This window comes from Marinobacter excellens LAMA 842 (genome assembly GCF_001574445.1).
GTDB classification, from domain to species: domain Bacteria; phylum Pseudomonadota; class Gammaproteobacteria; order Pseudomonadales; family Oleiphilaceae; genus Marinobacter; species Marinobacter shengliensis.
On sequence record NZ_LOCO01000002.1, the window covers coordinates 180228 to 199399 of the forward strand.

Consider the following 19172-nt stretch of genomic DNA (forward strand, 5'->3'; position numbering starts at 1 on the left):
AAACACTATGTTCAGTTTGACCGTTCGCGATCACATGATGATTGCTCACAGTTTTAAAGGGGAAATCTTTGGACCGGCCCAAGGGCTCCATGGCGCCACCTACGTGGTAGACGTTACGTTCGAGCGACACGTGCTGGACGATAACGATTTGATTGTGGATATTGGCCAGGCGTCTGACCTGCTGAAAGAGGTGCTTTCGGAATTCAACATGAAGAATCTGGACGACTTGCCCGAATTCGAAGGCCGGAACACCACCACGGAATTCATGGCGCAAGTCGTGTTTAATCGCATGGCTGCTGCCATCCATGCTGGCCGCCTTGGTGAAGAGGGCCGGCAGGTTGCCGGCCTTAAAGTGACTTTGGGCGAGTCGCACCTGGCCTGGGCCAGTTACCATGCCGGCATCTGACCTATGGTTTGTGGTTCCCGGTGATCCTGACCAGAACACCGGTGGGTACCGATATGTGCAGCGCCTGGTGGCGGCATCGCGCCAGGCCGGGGTGAACGCGCGGGTTCAGGGGCTCGCCGGGTGCTTTCCGAGACCGGATCAAACAGCTACCAATGCCATGCAAGAGTTCCTGACGTCTTTACCAGACAACACGTTGGTGGTGCTTGACGGGCTAGCCATGGGGGCCATGCCAGACGTGCTGGAGCGCCACCGCACACGCTTGCAGCTTGTGGCGCTGGTACACCACCCGCTGGCGGATGAGACCGGGCTATCCCAGGAGCAACAGGCCTGGTTTCGGGAAGCTGAAAGGCAGTCCCTGGCCCAGGTCAGCAGGGTGGTCACGACCAGTGAGTACACTGCCCGCCGTGTGCAACAGGATTATGGTGTGCCGTCCTGGAAGATTACGACGGCGCAGCCGGCCGTGGACGCCCTGTTCTTCCAGATGGAGCGCGACCACTTGGACAAGCCCATGAGGCTCTTGTGCGTGGGGCATCTTTCCCCCCGGAAGGCGCAGCACCAACTGGTCGATGCCCTCGCCACTTTGCAGGAACTGCCGTGGCAATGCACCCTGGTGGGGGCGGAGGATCGTGATCCGGACTATGCGCTGGCCGTTCGCAGTGCCATCGCCCGGCACGGACTGGCTGATCGTATTCAGCTTCTGGGAGAGCTATCGGAACCCGCGCTGGAGGAGGCCTACCGCCGGGCGGATCTGTTCGTGTTTCCGTCGCTCTACGAAGGCTATGGCATGGTCATCGATGAAGCCCTGGCCGCGGGCTTGCCGGTGTTGTCTTCCGATGGCGGCGCGCTGGCGTTGACCACCAGCAAACCCGGAGCCCGGAATTTTCCGGCTGGCAATGTGAAGGTCCTGGCGTCAGAGCTTTGCTCTCTCCTGACGAATACCGCAGATTTTTCGGATCTGGCGCGACGTGCGCGGGCCCATCGGTCAGATATTCGCCAGTGGTCAGATACCACAAGGGAATTCCTCGGCAGTCTGGGCATCAGCGACGAGGGTGATCCTGCAAGATTCTCTGGCCAGTGGCTGGAAGCCCGGGAGCCCGCGGATCATGCTGCCAGAAGCCGGGCCTTGACGGATGCGCTGGCAAACTGGCTAACCGTGGAATACAACACGAAAGCCGCTGGAAAACCGGCCGGTGATCCGTTGCATCTGGTGGATATAGGCAGTGGGCGGGGCTCTAACCCCGTTTATCTGATTCCCCGTTTGCCGGTGCCCCAGCGGTGGACATTGATTGAACCGGATCAGCATCTTCTGGGGCTGGCCTGCCGTCGGGTTGGGGCACTGGACGCCCCAGCGGCTCCCATGATGCGGGAGCTAACCCCGCACAACCTGGATGAGCTATTGCCAGAGGATGCCACCTTGGTCACGGCATCGGCCCTGATTGACCTGGTCTCTGAACACTGGCTTCGCGCCTTTTCCAGTGCCGTGGTGCGAAGGCGGGCGGGTGTTCTGGTGGTGATTAGCTACAGCGGGCACTTTGAACTGGCGCCTTCCCATGCCTCCGACGCCCTGGTACAGGAGCTGGTGAATCAGCACCAGCATGGCGATAAAGGCAGCGGAGCGGCATTGGGTCCCGAAGCAACCGGGGTTTTGGAGAAACTGCTGCGTGAGGCAGGTTATACCGTCACGGTAGAGCAGAGCCAATGGCATCTCAGCCCGGGCCAGGGCGGCGCGAGTGCTGAGTTGATCACCATGCTAATGACTGGTTGGGCGGATGCCGCCTGCCAGCAGAACCCGGCTGCGGAGGCTGAGATCAGAACCTGGCTGGCAGACCGGCAGGATCAGTTGGCCCGTTACGAACTGCGGGTGGTGGTTGATCACCTGGACCTACTCGGGTTACCCGACTCAGGTTTACCGGCATGATGCGCCAGCGGCCATGGCCAAAGCTGCTGCTTCGGTGGGCTGCGACCCTTATTATCCTGGTGCTGGTGTTACGGTTTGTGGACCTGTCCGGTTTGATAGCCAGGCTCCGATCCATTCCGCCCTCACTGATCGCCCTGGCCCTGGTGGTTTCTGTCTTGCAGGTGGTGTTGTCCGCCTGGCGTTGGCGTTACACCGCCGGCAGGCTAGGTGTTTCTGTGCCGATGACCTTTGCCGTTCGGGAGTATTACCTGGCCACCTTTCTGAATCAGGTGCTGCCGGGTGGCGTTATGGGCGATGTGAATCGGGCCTGGCGACACAGCCGGGCCCACGGGCAGGGAGCTCACGAGCGCTCGGGGCAGCTTTCGGCGGTTCATGCGGTTGTTCTTGAACGGCTGTCCGGGCAGTTGGTGTTGTTTCCGGTGGTCTTACTCGCTGTGGTTGTGCTTTGGCGTGTGGGCGCTTTTAGCAGTCAACCGCTGCCCATCAGGATATCCCTGAACCCGGCATACTGGCTGTTGCCTCCTCTGCTGGTGGGCATTGGAACCTGGCTGCTGTGGGTCAGTGGTCGGCTTGCCTCACTGCGGCGGTACCTTGGGCGCCTGGGTGCCGATCTCAAGCGGGCATTTGCAGGTTGGCGCAATGGTTCGGTGCAGTTGTTTACTTCCCTTGCCGTTCTAGGCACCTATTTAACGGTGTTTGTGTTGTTGGCGTTTGGAATGGGATTAGCCGCCGATGCCAGCAGCCTTTTTCTGACCGCAGCCCTGTGTCTGCTATTGCTTCTGGCGATGGTGGTCCCAATAACGGTGTCTGGCTGGGGTGTCCGTGAAGGCGCAGCCGCCCTGCTTTGGCCCGCGGTTGGGTTACCGGCAGAGCAGGGGGTGGCGATCAGTATTGGTTACGGTGCGTTGATCTTCCTGGCCAGCTGGCCGGGGGCGCTGGTGCTTCTCAAACGCGCCTGATCAATTCCAGCGCCTCTCGAAGGCCAGGTCGAACAGCATGTCACTGCCCAGATTAACCAGCTGGGCCCGCGGGCGCAGGGCATCATCCAGTTGGTCGATTTCCGGCAGCGAGAATGCCGGCCGGCCACTGCCGATGATCATCGGAGCCACCATGACATGAAGTCTGTCTAACAGCCCTGCTTTGAGGAAGGATGAAACGGTTACACCGCCGCCCTCAATAAAGATTTTGCGAAGTCCGTAGTCCTGTAATACTTGAAGAATATGCTCCGGTGGCACCGGTGAAGGGTTGTCGGCAGCACCGAGACAGGGAACAGTGGTTACCTGGCCGATGCGGGCGGGCGTTTGGGCCGGATCGTATTCACCGGCAACCAGATGCAGTGTGGGTGCTGCGTTGTCGGTAAACAGGTGGTGGCTGGTAGGAACCCGGCCATGGCGATCGATCACCACCCGTGTCGGGTTGGGCCCATTCGCGCGGCGTACGGTCAGGCGTGGATTGTCTGTGGCGGCGGTGCCGGCGCCAACCACTACCGCATCGCACAGAGCACGAATACGATGGAGATGGGTGATTCCGTCGTCACCATTAATGAAACGGGAGCAACCGGTTACGGTGGCAATGCGGCCGTCCAGGCTCTGACCAAGCTGACCAATCACATGGTTACCCGCCGGGCGCTTGATGGGCTGGCACAGGGGCAGGAACAGCGATATCAGATTCCTGGCATCTTCGGTTGCCTGATGCACCAACTCCCAGCTCTTGCCGTTAATCCGCAGCGCTGGTTGGCTGGTTCCCGGCAGGGGAAGGGTGACATTGCTGCGGTTGCTGGCATTCAGTATGAGCTTCCAGGCAGTGTCTGTATCCAGGGTGGCCATGGCGTTCCCGTTTGTTGGTTTTGTGGTTTCAGTATAGGCAGATTGTGTGCAAAGCTATATGTACGATACATTTCCGGATTGATTCACTTTTCCAGCCAATTTTTCAGGGACACTGAGCTATGCGGTACCTGCAGTCCTTTCATCGCCGCTTGCGGCAACTCCGGCAGACCGGGCAGCTGTCTTTGGCGGATGTGGCCGATATGTGCGGAGTGGACGAAGCCCGGGTAGGCAGCTGGGAGGCCACAGATCCCAAGCAACGGAGCTATCCGGGCGTCAGTGAACTGCTGGATGTGTGTCTGAAAACCGAAACGCCGTTGGATCAACTGCTGGATATGGATGATGGCGGTGACAGCGGTCAGCTGGAGTTGCCGGGGCTGGCGTTCAGTAACAGCGATGATTTGTCTGTAGCGTTGAAAGAGCTGGAACGGGAGCTGAACCGATTGCAGCTATCAGAGGAAGAGTTGGAACTGCTGCGCCGGTTCCGCAAGGCAACCGCGGAAAACCGGCGCATGGTCCTTCAGCTGCTGGGGCGTTAACCGCCCCGGTAAGCCAGGTTACTTGCCTTTTTTGTAGATATTCTCGTAAACGTAGTTGGTGGCTTCCACAAAGCCGTCAATGCTGCCGCAGTCAAAACGCTGGCCCTTGAACTGGTACGCCAGTACGCAACCGTTCTTCGCTTGCTCCAGCAGTGCATCGGTAATCTGGACCTCGCCGTTCTTGCCCGGAGGGGTGCGTTCGATAATATCGAAGATATCCGGTGTCAGAATGTACCGGCCAATGATGGCGAGGTTGCTGGGCGCGTCCTCCGGAGCCGGCTTTTCCACCATGTCGGTAATGCGGTACAGGCCGTCTTTCATGGACTCGCCGGCAATCACCCCGTATTTGTGGGTTTCATCCTGCGGCACTTCTTCGATAGCCACGATGGAGCAGCGGAACTGGTTGTACAGTTTCACCATCTGCGCCAGAACACCGTCCTCGCCTTCCGGCCCCACACAGAAGTCATCAGCCAGCACCACCGCGAATGGGTTGTCACCCACCAGGTTGCGGCCAGTCAGAATGGCATGCCCCAGGCCTTTCATCTCGTTCTGACGGGTGAAGGCAAAGGTGTTGTTGGTGATCAGGTCGCGAATGGAGGTTAGCAGGCCTTCTTTTCCGGTTCCGGCAATCTGGTGCTCCAACTCGTAGCTGATGTCGAAGTGATCCTCGATGGCACGCTTGCCGCGGCCCGTTACAAAGCCGAATTCGTGGATTCCGGCTTCGGCAGCTTCCTCTACGCCGTACTGAACCAGCGGCTTGTTAACGATTGGCAGGATCTCTTTCGGCATGGCCTTGGTGGCCGGGAGAAAGCGGGTGCCGTAGCCGGCTACCGGGAAAAGGCACTTTTTGATCATGGTGTTCATCCTTAGTTTGAATCTTGCATGCTGGGAGCCGTCCCACAAAGTGTGCCAAGTGTAACCAAGTTGTTTCGCGAGTTGGAGGATTTCATTTCTGAATGTTGATTGTTGGTAATTCTGTGACCTGTTTCCTACTTCCGCTGAGCGATTGAAATATCTCGAAAATAGTTTCAGTTGGCGCACTAAGACACTGATTTAAGTAAACATTAAAATTGTAAAATTATGATGACAAGGGTGGTTGCCCGGCTCTCCATAATTTAAAGTGGCAAAGCTTCAGCACATTTACACGATCTTGACACTTCTACGGGTACTGAATGGCACATCCGCTGGTCGCAAAACGGCACGGCCCTCAACTGAGCTCCATTGCACTGTTTTCGTGCGCACTGGCTGTATTTTCGGTGCAGGGGGGTGCCAGCGAGCTTTCACTCTCCGAGCAGAATGCTCTCAGCACCCAGGAAGCCCTGTTTGCTCAGGACCGTTTGAAAGCCACCCGCGAGCATTGGCTACGGTCGAAATTCGAGTTTTCAGGACGTACCAACGACGATTCAGATCGCCTTGACGGCACGCTGAACCTTGGGTTGAAGAATATGTTCGGTGAAAGTCATCGGGCTGATCTTCGATACGCGGACTCCAAGACTTATCGAGTCAGTAACGAGCGCAAGGTCCTTGGGTTTGGCTATGGCTTGCCGGTGGGGCGCAACCAGCTGAGAATGGAGCTGACCAACACCGCCTATGATGAAGTGTCGAGGGTTGAGGGGGCCCGCTATCAGAAGGCCGGCCGAATTCGCGACGTGGCCGTAACCGGAAGCCGGCCGCTGTTCTCCGTCAGCGGTTACAGTATCCGGGGGCGGGCAGGGTATAACTCTTTAACCCGTTCGTGGACCCGGCAGAGCGATGAAAACCACAGAAATCACTACGAGGTATCCACCCTGGGCTTTGAAGCCCTGGGGCGCCATGACCTGGTGGGCGGCTTCAGTCTCTCCAGTGGATTCAGGGCTGTCACTGGCATTGAGACAGAGGCGGAACGCACGGCGGTTGGTTATCAGGATTCCCAGGACGATCAGTTCGGGCGAATGTTGTTTACGGCGTCCCTGGACCGGGAAATGCTGGACTGGCAATGGGATCTTGAAGGGCAATATCAAATTGCTTCTGCGGACATTCCCGGATCTCACCGTCTGCAGGTTGCTGGCTCAGCGCTTTCGACGGGTTTTAGCGGCCAATCCCTGAGTGTGGCGGAGGGTGGCTGGCTGCGGCTCGGTAGCCGCAGCCCCACCTTTAACGTGCCGTTTTTCCCCCAAATGCTGTCCAGTGTCAGGCTGTCGGTGCTGCGGGGCTGGGTTCCCGACGTATCGTTCCAGCAGGACCAGTCGGGCCACGTCACGTCCGGGGAATTGTCCCTCGGCCTTACTGCTCGCAAGTTCAGTGCTGATGTCAGCGTTGGCCGGGTACTTGGAACAACCACCGAAGCCATTGTTGTTCCGGACCACCCGGATGTGCGGCTTTCCATGAGCTTAAAAATATAGTGTCTGATCGCTTACGAAGTTGTCACTTGTAGATTCCCTCCGCCCTGATGCTAGATTGAAGTAATCACCCGTGGACTGAGGAAGGATCTATGCGCTCAGGGACAGTATGGCTTGTGGTTCTGGGTTTGATGTCATTCACCACAGTGACGGCAGCCGAGTTCCGGTTTGAGGATGTGGTGGAGCAGGCTCGTGAACGGGCTGGTTCAGCTTACCAGGCTCCCGACACCATCCCGGATTTTATGCGGAATCTCAGCTATCAGGACTATCAGTCGATCCGGTTTGATCCCGAGAAAAACCTGTGGAAAGAGGCGTCATCGAAGTTTCAGGTAATGCTTGTTCCGGCCGGGAAGTTCTACACGCGCCCGGTCAATATATACGTTGTGGATGCCGAAGGTGTCAGCAAGCTGGAATTCGATAAAAGCCTGTTCAACATGCCCGATAGTGAGTTGAGCAAGCGGGTACCCGCAGATCTCGGTTACGCCGGCTTCAAACTAACCTTTCCTTTCGATGGCCCGGACATCGCCAACCAGTTTCTGGTTTTTGCCGGGGCCAGCTACTTCCGGGGTGTCAGCAAGGACACCGCCTTTGGTTTGTCGGCCCGAGGTGTGGCGGTTGACACCGGATTGCCTTCTGGTGAGCAGTTTCCTGACTTCACAGACTTCTGGCTGGTGCGCCCTGCACGTAACAGCGAAGAGATGCGGGTTTACGCCCTGCTTGATGGTCCGTCACTGACCGGGGCCTACCAGTTTACGGTCTATCCAGGAGAAGAGACCCGACTTGATGTGAAAGCCAGGCTGTTTATCCGTGACGACATTGAATTGCTCGGACTGGCCCCGCTTACCTCCATGTTCTTTTATGGTGAGAATACTCCGCGACCTGACGGCGAGTGGCGACCGCAAGTACACGACTCCGATGGCCTGCTCATTCACGACGGCGAATCCGGAGAGTGGCTATGGCGCCCACTTATCAATCCCAAAAGACTTGCCACGAGTTTCCATCAGACCAGTCGCATTGCCGGATTCGGGCTGATACAGCGAGATACGGAATTCCGCCATTTTGAAGATCTGGAAGCCCGTTACGAGCGCCGTCCCAGTGCCTGGGTTTCGATGGACGATGACTGGGGAGCGGGTGACGTTGTCTTGGTGGAAATCCCGACCGACGATGAAACCAACGACAATATAGTGGCGTTCTGGAGTCCCGACGATAAGGTTACCGGTGGGGCAGAGCGGTCGCTTGAGTATTCCATGACATTCGGTGGGCCAGATGTTGCCCGCCATCCGGGCGGGAAGGCTGTCAATACGTTCATCGGCGCCGGTGATCGCATTGGCGGTGGTGATCAGTCCGGTGCTTACCGTGTTCTGGTTGACTTTGCAGGCGGCCAGCTTGCAGACATCGAGCCCGATGCGCCGGTGGTCAGCAAGGTCTCAGGTGGCGATGGTGTCGAGGTTCTCGAGCATTTTGTTGAATGGGTGCAGCCCGAGAATAAGTGGCGCCTGTCGATATTAGCGAGGCCTGCGAAAGACAGTATTCTGCAGTTGCGCGGTTATCTGGAGTTAGATGACCAGGTGGTCACCGAAACCTGGACTTACTCATTACCGCCAGGTGTCGGTCCGGGAAGTCAGCGATAACAGGGGGAACGGTATGGATGCCATGAACCAGTATCAGTTACTCGGGCGCCTGCTTGTGTACCTTGAAGCCTGTGGGTTGGAATTGAATACCGCCACGTTCGACACTGCCCTTAAGATGCTCTCGGATTTACAGCAGTCGGCCGCACAGCCTGAGGATTTTGACTGGCTCCTTGAACGCATTCCTCATTACTTCCGGATTGCGGAGGACGCACTGCCCAAGGTTGCCCCACCATTCCAGCGTGGCAGTATCGGGTACTACGCTCATGGCTCATCCTGAGCAAAAGTGCAGAACGTGGCGTCTGCGGGCAGCGGTCAGGCGGTGTGCGCTGATCTTGCTGGTTGGCGGCCAGACCCTGATTGCCGGCAATTTGCTTCTGCAGGTGCTGCCTTACCATGGGGGCACGCCCGTGGAAGTCGGTATCGTCCTTCTTTTCGCCCTGTTGTACGTCTGGATTTCGTTTGGTTTCTGGATGGCGGTATACGGCTTTGTTCTCCGGTTGTTGGGTGGTGACCGACACTCCCTGATTAACCGCCATTCCTCCCCTGAAATTGACGCAGCGCCGCTTTCCCGGACGGCTGTGGTAATGCCGATCTATCACGAGCCGGTGAGGTGGACTCTGGAAGGCCTCAAGGCCGTGTACCGGGATCTTGAGCGCAGCGGAGAGCTCGACCAGTTTGATTTCTTTATCCTGTCGGACAGCCAGGACCCTGAGGTCTGGCTGGAGGAGCAGGCCGCCTGGTACCGGTTGGTAACAGAGCTGGGGGCAGAAGGGAGGATTTTTTACCGTAGACGTCGGGTTAACCTGAACTTCAAAAGCGGTAATGTCGCAGATTTCCTGCGTCGCTGGGGTCGAGGGTATGAATATATGGTTGTTCTGGATGCAGACAGCCTGTTAGCCGGCGACACCATCAGGAAAATGGTTCGTTTGATGAACCTTGAGCCAAGGGTTGGCATCCTGCAAAGCGCACCGACAGTGATTAACGGCCAGTCGGCTTTCGCCAGAATTCAACAGTTCGCCAGCAGGCTCTACTCGCCGTTGTTTGCCACCGGGCTGGCGGCCATACAGATGGGCGATGCGGTCTTCTGGGGCCACAACGCGATCATTCGCGTGGCGCCATTCATGTCTCACTGTGGGTTGCGTAAGTTGTCAGGGTTTGGCATCTGGCGCGGGCCGATCATGAGCCACGATTTCGTGGAAGCGGCGTTTCTGGGGCGGGCAGGATACGAAGTGTGGCTGGAACCGACGTTGGCCCATAGCTATGAAGAATCCCCTCCAACACTGGATGATGAGCTTGCCCGGGATCAGCGTTGGTCGAAGGGAAATCTGCAGCATGCCTTTCTTATGCTGCTGGCACCGAAGCTCCGAATGGCTCACCGTCTGGCGTTCCTGAACGGCATCATGGCTTACGCGGCCTCGCCGTTGTGGCTGGCCTTTCTGGTGTTGACCACGATTGCCGCCGTACAGCTTACCCTGGCTCCGATAGATTACTTCCCGGACGGTCATGAAAGTCTTTTCCCTCTATGGCCCGAGTGGCGGCCCGAGTGGGCGATTCTCCTTGTGACCAGTACGCTGGCCCTTCTTTTTTTACCAAAGTTTCTGGCCGTTGCGGATGTCGTCCTGAAAGGCGAATTGAGAAGGTATGGAGGGGGGGCGCGCCTTTTGATCAGTGTTTTTCTGGAGATCATGGTTTCCGTGCTCCTGGCGCCCATCCGGATGTTGGCCCATAGCCGATTCGTTGTCTCGGCGCTGTTAAACCTCCGACTGGGCTGGGCGGCCCAGAACCGAACAGAAGAGATTCGCTGGCGGGATGCGCTGGTACAGCATCTGCCAGGTTTTCTGGTTGGTGGTGGTTGGTCATTGTTCGCGATGGCACTCGACCCTATGTTTTTCTATTGGTCCTTGCCTGTTTCGGTACCGCTGATACTGGCGGCACCAACGACGGTCTGGCTGAGTCGGATCAGCAAAGGAGAAGCTCTGGGGCGATATCACCTGTTACAGATACCAGACACCCTGACCCCGATCCCGTTACTGGAAGACGCACGGAAGTTGCGAGAACGGCTGTCCGTGGATCAGGAACTGACACCGTTGGAGCGGGCGATCATTGTGCCGCCGGCTAACCGCCTTCATCGGCACCTTGCCCGGCCCAAGGCCCGGGGGGCGAAACGGGGATCGATAGATGCGGCCGTCGAACAATGCGTGAAATCCGGCTACCCGACGATGGATAAGAAGGCGCTTTCTCTTGCCCTGGAGGATGCCCAGGCTCTTGCTGACTTGCATAAATGTGCTTGGAATGCTCCGGTTTCGTCGTTCTGGGGCGCACGCGTACAGGCGTTCGTAGAAAGGCGACTCAACCAGACTGTAGACAATACGACTTAAGATAGAGGTTCTATTGTTGACAATCCGGTTTGTTGGGCGTAATTTCACCAGCATCACTCATTGGATTGTTAACAAAAAATGGTTCAAGCTCCGGCCCAAGTACATACTCGTGCAGATGAAGCCTTTGATTGTCTGCAAACCGCCATCGTGATGGGTGACCTCGCGCCCGGTGAAAAGATCGGCGAAGTCGAACTCTGCTCCCGCTTTAATCTCACCCGTGGTCCCCTGAGAGAGGCGCTTGGCCGCCTTGAGTCCCGTGGTTTGCTGGTGCGCCGGCCCCATGCTGGTGTGAAAGTGGTATCTGTCAGTGCTGAAGAGCTGCTGGAGCTGTACCGAATTCGTGAAGTTATGGAAGGGTTGGCTGCCCGCCAGGCCGCCGAACGGATGACCGATGAGGAAATCCGCGACCTGAAAGCTACACTGGATAGTCACGAGAAAATGATTGAAGAAGCCCAGGGCCAGGCCTATTACCAGGCCGAGGGTGACTACGATTTCCACCACCGGATTGCCACCGGCAGCCGCAACACCAAGCTGGCCCAGATGCTGCTGGGTGATCTGTATTACATGGTGCGCATGTACCGTTACCGGTTAAGCACCTCCGCCGGGCGCCCACACATGGCGCTGGGTGAACACCGCCGTATCGTCGAAGCCATTGCCCAGCGCGATGGCGAACTCGCCGAATTCCTTATGAAAAGACACATCAATGCCGCACGCCAGAATATCGAACAAAAGATTCAGCAAGGCGTGTTAACAATCTGATCCAAGAGGTAATGTCCCATGGCTAACCAACTCTCCCCGGGCGCTCGTTTCCGCAAGGCCCTGAAAGAAAACCATCCACTGCAGATCGTTGGTACCATCAACGCATACACCGCCATGATGGCGGAGCGGGTAGGGCACCAGGCCATCTATTTGTCGGGTGGTGGCGTCGCCAACGCCTCCTATGGCCTGCCGGATCTGGGCATGACCACCATGAACGACGTTGTTGAAGACGTGCGCCGCATCACTGCCGCCACAGAAGTGCCGCTGCTGGTTGATATCGACACCGGCTGGGGTGGCGCGTTCAACATCGGCCGCACCATTCGTGAAATGGAACGCGCCGGCGCTGCGGCTGTGCATATTGAAGACCAGGTTGCCCAGAAGCGCTGTGGCCACCGTCCGAACAAAGAGATTGTGTCCAAAGAAGAGATGGTCGACCGCATCAAGGCTGCTGCCGATGCCCGCCAGGACAAAGACTTCTTCATCATGGCCCGCACCGACGCCTTCCAGAAAGAAGGCCTGGAAGCCGCCATCGACCGCGCCAAAGCCTGCATCGAAGCTGGTGCCGACGGCATCTTCGCCGAAGCCGTTCACGAACTGAGCGACTACAAAGCCTTCGCAGAAGCCATCGACGCCCCGATCCTGGCCAACATCACCGAATTCGGCGCCACCCCGCTGTACAACCGCTCCGAACTGGCCGAAGCCGGCGCCGCCATGGTTCTGTACCCCCTGAGCGCCTTCCGCGCCATGAACAAAGCCGCCCTGGCCGTGTACCAGAACATCCTGGAAAAAGGCGACCAGAAAGACGTGGTAGACCTGATGCAAACCCGAATGGAACTGTACGATTTCCTCAACTACCACGACTTCGAACAAAAGCTGGACCAGCTGTTTGCTCAGAAAAAGGACTAATAAGGGGGCTGTCCCAAGGGGTCTGTCCCCGAACGGGGACCGACCCCACTTTGGAACAGCTGACTCCGGAGTAAGGGGTCTGTCCCCGAATGGGGACTGACCCCATTTTGGAACAGCGGACTCCGGAGAATGACCGAGGTAAAAGTGGGTCAGACTCATTAACAGAAAAATCAGAAACAACGGGAGACCAACATGGCTGAAGCAAAGAAACTTAGTGGCGCAGGCCTGCGAGGCCAGGTAGCTGGCGAAACCGCGCTTTGTACCGTCGGCAAAACCGGCACCGGCTTGACATACCGCGGCTACGACGTAACCGATCTCGCCGCCAACGCCCAGTTCGAAGAAGTAGCCTACCTGCTACTACGCGGCAAACTGCCAAACCAGGCCGAGCTGGACGCCTACAAAGCCAAGCTCAAAAGCCTTCGCAACCTGCCAGACGCCCTGAAACTGGTGCTTGAGCAAATCCCCAAAGACGCTCACCCCATGGACGTGATGCGTACCGGCTGCTCCATGCTGGGCAACCTGGAAACCGAGCAGGACTTCAGCGAGCAGGACGACAAGATTGATCGTATGCTGGCCACCTTCCCGGCCATCATCACCTACTGGTACCGCTTCGCCCACGAAGGCGTGCGCATCGACACCGCCAACAGCGAATGCGACTCCATCGGTGGCCTGTTCCTGGAACTGCTGCACGGCAAGAAGCCCAGCGAGCTGCACGAGCGGGTGATGAACGTCTCCCTGATCCTGTATGCGGAGCACGAGTTCAACGCGTCAACCTTTACCGCCCGTGTCTGTGCCTCCACGCTGTCTGATATCCACAGCTGCGTAACCGGCGCCATCGGCTCCCTGCGTGGCCCGCTGCACGGCGGTGCCAACGAAGCGGCCATGGAACTGATCCAGCGTTTCCAGACGCCGGAAGAGGCCGAAGCCGGCCTGATGGGCATGCTGGAACGCAAAGAGAAAATCATGGGCTTCGGACACGCCATCTACAAAGAATCCGACCCGCGCAACGCCATCATCAAGCAATGGTCCGAGAAACTGGCGAAAGAAGTAGGCGACACTGTGCTGTACCCGGTTTCTGTGCGTTGTGAAGAAGTCATGTGGCGCGAGAAGAAACTGTTCTGCAACGCCGACTTCTTCCATGCATCTGCTTATCACTTCATGGGCATCCCCACCGAACTGTTCACCCCCATTTTCGTGATGTCGCGGGTATCCGGCTGGACCGCCCACGTGAAAGAACAACGCGCCAACAACCGCATCATCCGCCCGAGCGCGGACTACACTGGTCCTGAGCATCAGGATTGGTTGCCGATTGAAGAGCGGAGCTGATTATTATGAACACCGAATTCAGAAAACCCCTTCCAGGCACCGACCTGGAATACTACGACACCCGCCAGGCGGTGGAGGCCATCCAGCCCGGCGCCTACGCCAAGCTGCCGTACACCTCCAAGATCCTGGCTGAGCAGCTGGTTCGCCGCTGCGACAAGGAATCCCTTACCGATTCCCTGAAGCAGCTGATTGAACGCCGTCGCGACCTGGACTTCCCCTGGTACCCGGCGCGGGTAGTGTGCCACGACATCCTCGGCCAGACTGCCCTGGTGGACCTGGCCGGGCTGCGTGACGCCATCGCAGAGAAGGGCGGAGACCCCGCCAAAGTGAACCCGGTGGTACAAACCCAGCTGATCGTGGATCACTCCCTGGCCGTTGAGGCTCCCGGCTTTGACCCGGACGCGTTTGAAAAGAACCGCGCCATCGAAGACCGCCGCAATGAAGACCGGTTCCACTTCATCAACTGGACCCGCACCGCGTTCAAGAACGTAGACGTGATTCCAGCCGGTAACGGCATCATGCACCAGATCAACCTGGAGAAAATGTCTCCGGTGATCCAGAACCGCCCGGACGAAGACGGTCATCCGATTGCCTTCCCGGACACCTGCGTGGGCACCGATAGCCATACCCCGCACATCGACGCCCTGGGTGTGATTGCGGTAGGTGTGGGTGGCCTGGAAGCGGAAACCGTGATGCTGGGCCGTCCGTCCATGATGCGCCTGCCGGATATCGTGGGTGTGAAACTGACTGGCAAGCGCCAACCGGGCATCACTGCCACTGATATCGTGCTGGCCATTACCGAATTCCTGCGCAAGGAGCGCGTGGTTGGCGCCTATCTGGAATTCTTCGGAGAAGGTGCGTCCAGCCTGACCATTGGCGACCGCGCCACCATTTCCAACATGACTCCGGAATACGGTGCCACCGCTGCGATGTTCTACATCGACGAGCAAACCATCGACTACCTGAAACTGACCGGCCGTGAGCCGGAGCAGGTGGATCTGGTGGAGAAATACGCTAAGGAAACAGGCCTGTGGGCCACGGGAATGACCGAAGCCCAGTACGAGCGCGTGCTGGAGTTTGATCTGTCTACCGTGGTGCGAAACGTGGCTGGCCCGTCCAACCCGCATCGCCGTGTGGCCACTTCCGATCTGCACGACCGCGGCATTGCCGTTAACCTGGACAAGGCCCTGGAAGAAGAGAAGAAGGGCCTGATGCCCGATGGCGCAGTGATCATCGCGGCCATCACCTCTTGCACCAACACCTCCAACCCTCGCAACGTAGTGGCTGCCGGCCTGGTGGCCAAGAAAGCCAACGAGCTGGGCCTGGTGCGCAAGCCGTGGGTAAAATCTTCCTTCGCGCCGGGCTCCAAGGTTGCCCGCCTGTACCTGGAAGAAGCTGGCCTGCTGCCGGAACTGGAAAAGCTGGGCTTCGGTATCGTGGCCTACGCCTGCACCACCTGTAACGGGATGTCTGGTGCCCTGGATCCGAAAATCCAGAAAGAAATCATTGATCGCGACCTGTACTCCACAGCAGTGCTGTCTGGTAACCGTAACTTCGACGGCCGGATTCACCCTTACGCCAAACAGGCGTTCCTGGCGTCTCCGCCCCTGGTTGTGGCCTACGCCATCGCCGGTACCGTGCGTTTTGATATCGAGCGGGATGCCCTGGGCTACGACAAGGACGGCAAGCCGGTCACCCTGAAAGATCTGTGGCCGTCTGATGAAGAAATCGACCGCATCGTTGGCGAATTCGTGAAACCGGAGCAGTTCAAGCAGGTGTACATCCCGATGTTCAATCTGGATGCTGCCGAGCAGGCCAAAAGCCCGCTGTACGAGTGGCGCCCGCAGTCCACCTACATCCGCCGCCCGCCATACTGGGAAGGCACCATGGCCGCTGAGCGGGAACTCAAGGGCATGCGCCCGCTGGCGATCCTGCCGGACAACATCACCACCGACCACCTGTCGCCGTCCAACGCCATCATGATGGACTCGGCAGCCGGTGAATACCTGCACAAAATGGGCCTGCCGGAGGAGGACTTTAACTCCTACGCCACCCACCGTGGTGACCACCTGACCGCCCAGCGCGCGACTCTGGCCAACCCGAAACTGTTCAACGAAATGGTTCGGGACGAGAACGGCGAAGTAGTGCAGGGCTCCCTGGCCCGTGTTGAGCCGGAAGGCAAGACCATGCGCATGTGGGAAGCCATCGAAACCTACATGGAGCGCAAGCAGCCGCTGATCATCGTGGCCGGCGCCGACTATGGCCAGGGTTCTTCCCGTGACTGGGCGGCGAAGGGCGTTGCTCTGGCGGGCGTGGAAGCGATTGTCGCCGAAGGCTTCGAGCGCATTCACCGCACCAACCTCATCGGCATGGGCGTCATGCCCCTGCAGTTCGAGGAAGGCACCACCCGCCACACCCTGCAGCTGGACGGCACCGAAACCTACGATGTGGAAGGCAAGGCTGCACCGGGAGCCAAACTGGAACTGGTGATTCACCGCAAGACCGGCGAAGTGGACCGTGTTCCGGTGATCTGCCGCTTGGATACAGCAGAAGAAGTCACCGTGTACACCGCAGGCGGTGTACTGCAGCGCTTCGCGCAGGATTTCCTGGCTTCTGAGGGGGCGGCATGAGCTTCCCCCCACAAATCAAAGTCCCCGCCACCTACATGCGTGGCGGCACCAGCAAAGGCGTGTTTTTCCGCCTGCAAGACCTGCCGGAGCCCTGCCAGGTGCCCGGCGAAGCACGGGACAAGCTGCTGCTGCGAGTCATCGGCAGCCCCGATCCCTATGAAAAGCAGATCGACGGCCTGGGCAACGCCACCTCCAGTACCAGTAAAACGGTCATCCTTGCGGCGCCCACCCAACCAGACCACGATGTAGACTACCTGTTTGGCCAGGTCTCCATCGACAAGCCGTTCGTGGACTGGAGCGGCAACTGCGGTAACCTGACAGCTGCGGTAGGCGCCTTCGCCATCAACGGCGGCTTTGTCGCCAAAGACCGCATTCCAGACAACGGTATCTGTACCGTGCGTATCTGGCAGGCCAACATCCAGAAAACCATCGTGGCCCATGTACCCATCACCAACGGTGAAGTGCAGGAAACCGGCGATTTCGAACTGGATGGTGTGACCTTTCCGGCCGCAGAAGTGAAAATCGAGTTCATGGACCCGGCCGATGGCGAAGGCGCCATGTTCCCCACGGGTAACCTGGTGGATGACCTGGAAGTACCGGGCGTCGGAAGCCTGAAGGCCACTATGATCAACGCCGGTATACCGACCATCTTCGTCAATGCGGAAGATATCGGCTACAAAGGCACCGAGCTGCAGAACGACATCAACAGCGACCCCAAAGCACTGGCGATGTTTGAGACCATTCGTGCCCATGGCGCGGTAAAGATGGGGCTGATCAAGGACGTCGCCGAAGCCGCCAACCGCCAGCACACGCCAAAAGTGGCGTTTGTAGCCAAACCAGTGGATTACGTCTCGTCCAGTGGCAAGCAGATCAACGCGGCAGACATCAATGTGCTGGTTCGAGCGCTGTCCATGGGCAAGCTGCACCACGCCATGATGGGCACCGCTGCCGTGGCCATTGCCACCGCCTCCGCCATTCCCGGAACCCTGGTGAACCTGGCGGCCGGCGGCGGAGATCGCACCGAAGTCACCTTTGGCCACCCCTCCGGAACCCTGGGTGTGGGTGCTGAAGCCAAAGAAGTTAACGGCCAGTGGACCGCCACCAAAGCCATCATGAGCCGCAGCGCGCGGATTATCATGGAAGGCTGGGTGAGGGTGCCCGGCGACTGTTTCTGATTCGTTACAGTCAGACCTGTGAGGTGTTGAAGGATTTTACACATTCCGGATACACCTCCGGTTTTTTCCCTTCTAAAGTTCCTCTATCTCCCTGATATTTAAAGCCTGACGTGAAACTGGACAGTTTATTGCTGCACGGACCGCTTGGCCGGCGGTTATAAGCGCCGACCAACAACGCGGATTTTTTATCTAAAGGGAGATTAGACAGTGAATCGTATTCCTGAATCATTCAAAAAGCCGGCACTGCTGGCAGGTTGCGCGGCCCTGACACTTGCTTTCTCAGCAACGTCATTGGCGGCACCGATCATCATGGAAGGTGATTATGTTCGTACCGCCATCAGCGACAACGGCACGCTGGGTTACGGCGGAACGACCTCCCCTGGCTTGCTGCACGATCCAAGCGGCACACGCAGCTGGGGCGCAGAGGACTATCTGACTCCTGGCAGTCCCTGGGAAATGTTTGGTGTGAAGGCCGATCAGTTCGGCAACGTTCACAATAACAATGATTGGCCCAGCAACATTGGTTCCACCTCCCTGACGGATATCAGTGGCGGTTCCGCCTTCGATAACCACGTGCTTTGGAGTGGAACCTACGGTGGGATGTTCAATATCACCCACGAATACATCTTCAATGACAATTACGAGCGCATTGATGTCCTGACCTCTATCGAGGCCCTGACTGACCTGACCGGCCTGAAATTCCTGCGGGCGATTGATCCGGATCCCGATGTAAACACCTACGGCAGTTTCAACACCATCAATACCCGAGGCGGAGCAGGCATTGCCGAGGAAGACTTTGTAAACTCCCAGGGCGCCCAGACTGGCCTGACCCTTGGCTTGTACACAAACTCTTCGATCGAGCATAACACCGGTATCACCTCGTCCTGGAGCTATGACCCGGATACCTACCTGGCCGGTCAGAACGACGGCGATGGCGATAACGTCATTGGCCTGGCGTTCAACATTGGCAACCTGTTCCAGGGTGACCTGGTCAAGCTGAGCTACTCCTATGTGATGGGTGAAACCCTCGACAACGTCGACATTCCTGACGAGCCTGTGGCGAGTGTTCCTGAGCCGGGTACGCTTGGTCTGCTGGGTCTGGGCCTGGCTGGCTTGTTGGGTGTTCGTCGCCGTAACAAGTAAACCCTTGGGTCAAACGTATGATCGGGATCTCATCTGGGAGATTCCGATCTTTGTTTTTAAAGGACTCATTGAAGTTTCAGGAGATTGAAGTACAATTCTGTTACGGTTTGTTACGGTGTGTAGCAAAGGATGCTGGCAGTACAGTGCAGTGTGAACCGCA

At 57.9% G+C, this 19172-nt stretch carries 16 protein-coding genes; 14 read left to right on the forward strand and 2 right to left on the reverse strand.

Annotation, left to right across the window (positions count from 1 at the left end; all coding sequences use genetic code 11):
- Positions 1–7 precede the first annotated feature (7 nt).
- From J122_RS02955 to J122_RS02965, 3 genes are read left to right on the forward strand one after another with little or no spacing between them, the layout of a single operon-like run.
- Positions 8–406, forward strand: coding sequence for a 6-pyruvoyl trahydropterin synthase family protein (locus J122_RS02955; protein ID WP_061331049.1), 399 nt, complete (start codon positions 8–10; stop codon positions 404–406).
- Entirely contained in the window at positions 393–2324 is a 1932-nt protein-coding gene (locus tag J122_RS02960; RefSeq protein WP_061331050.1) for a glycosyltransferase family 4 protein, read from the forward strand. Before J122_RS02955 ends, J122_RS02960 begins: the two co-directional genes overlap by 14 nt.
- Positions 2321–3283, forward strand: a complete 963-nt coding sequence (locus J122_RS02965; protein WP_227510070.1) for a lysylphosphatidylglycerol synthase transmembrane domain-containing protein — start codon at positions 2321–2323, stop codon at positions 3281–3283. Before J122_RS02960 ends, J122_RS02965 begins: the two co-directional genes overlap by 4 nt.
- On the opposite strand, the gene J122_RS02970 is transcribed toward J122_RS02965, so the two are convergent.
- Positions 3284–4150: a RibD family protein gene (locus J122_RS02970; protein WP_061331051.1), complete on the reverse strand. Its 867-nt coding sequence runs from the start codon at positions 4148–4150 to the stop codon at positions 3284–3286.
- Between the two features lie 119 nt (positions 4151–4269).
- On the opposite strand from J122_RS02970, the gene J122_RS02975 reads away from it, so the two are divergent.
- Positions 4270–4686, forward strand: coding sequence for a helix-turn-helix domain-containing protein (locus J122_RS02975; RefSeq protein WP_061331052.1), 417 nt, complete (start codon positions 4270–4272; stop codon positions 4684–4686).
- Positions 4687–4704: 18 nt separating this feature from the next.
- On the opposite strand, the gene galU is transcribed toward J122_RS02975, so the two are convergent.
- On the reverse strand, positions 4705–5541 hold the full coding sequence (galU, locus tag J122_RS02980) for a UTP--glucose-1-phosphate uridylyltransferase GalU (protein ID WP_061331053.1): 837 nt from the start codon (positions 5539–5541) through the stop codon (positions 4705–4707).
- Between the two features lie 317 nt (positions 5542–5858).
- On the opposite strand from galU, the gene J122_RS02985 reads away from it, so the two are divergent.
- The 10 genes from J122_RS02985 to J122_RS23740 all read left to right on the forward strand — a co-directional run bounded on the left by J122_RS02985 (position 5859) and on the right by J122_RS23740 (position 19012).
- Entirely contained in the window at positions 5859–7067 is a 1209-nt protein-coding gene (locus J122_RS02985) for a ShlB/FhaC/HecB family hemolysin secretion/activation protein (protein ID WP_061331054.1), read from the forward strand.
- A gap of 89 nt (positions 7068–7156) precedes the next feature.
- Positions 7157–8695, forward strand: coding sequence for a glucan biosynthesis protein G (locus tag J122_RS02990; RefSeq protein WP_061331055.1), 1539 nt, complete (start codon positions 7157–7159; stop codon positions 8693–8695).
- 13 nt (positions 8696–8708) lie between these two features.
- Positions 8709–8972: a hypothetical protein gene (locus tag J122_RS02995; RefSeq protein WP_058089622.1), complete on the forward strand. Its 264-nt coding sequence runs from the start codon at positions 8709–8711 to the stop codon at positions 8970–8972.
- Positions 8959–11073: a glucans biosynthesis glucosyltransferase MdoH gene (mdoH, locus tag J122_RS03000; RefSeq protein WP_061331056.1), complete on the forward strand. Its 2115-nt coding sequence runs from the start codon at positions 8959–8961 to the stop codon at positions 11071–11073. The genes J122_RS02995 and mdoH overlap by 14 nt, the downstream gene beginning before the upstream one ends.
- Before the next feature lie 78 nt (positions 11074–11151).
- Positions 11152–11832 carry a GntR family transcriptional regulator gene (locus J122_RS03005; protein WP_058089623.1) on the forward strand — a complete coding sequence of 227 codons (681 nt, stop codon included), beginning with the start codon at positions 11152–11154 and terminating at the stop codon, positions 11830–11832.
- An 18-nt stretch (positions 11833–11850) separates the two neighbouring features.
- The gene (gene prpB, locus J122_RS03010) at positions 11851–12738 is read left to right on the forward strand and encodes a methylisocitrate lyase (protein ID WP_061331057.1); all 888 of its coding nucleotides are present in this window, start codon (positions 11851–11853) and stop codon (positions 12736–12738) included.
- A 192-nt stretch (positions 12739–12930) separates the two neighbouring features.
- A complete protein-coding gene (gene prpC / locus J122_RS03015; protein WP_061331058.1) occupies positions 12931–14064 on the forward strand; it encodes a 2-methylcitrate synthase in 1134 nt (377 codons plus the stop codon).
- Between the two features lie 5 nt (positions 14065–14069).
- Complete coding sequence (acnD, locus tag J122_RS03020) at positions 14070–16694, forward strand: Fe/S-dependent 2-methylisocitrate dehydratase AcnD (protein WP_061331059.1); 2625 nt, start codon at positions 14070–14072, stop codon at positions 16692–16694.
- A complete protein-coding gene (gene prpF, locus J122_RS03025) occupies positions 16691–17869 on the forward strand; it encodes a 2-methylaconitate cis-trans isomerase PrpF (RefSeq protein ID WP_061331060.1) in 1179 nt (392 codons plus the stop codon). The genes acnD and prpF overlap by 4 nt, the downstream gene beginning before the upstream one ends.
- Before the next feature lie 207 nt (positions 17870–18076).
- Positions 18077–19012: a PEP-CTERM sorting domain-containing protein gene (locus J122_RS23740; protein WP_061331061.1), complete on the forward strand. Its 936-nt coding sequence runs from the start codon at positions 18077–18079 to the stop codon at positions 19010–19012.
- Positions 19013–19172: the final 160 nt, after the last annotated feature.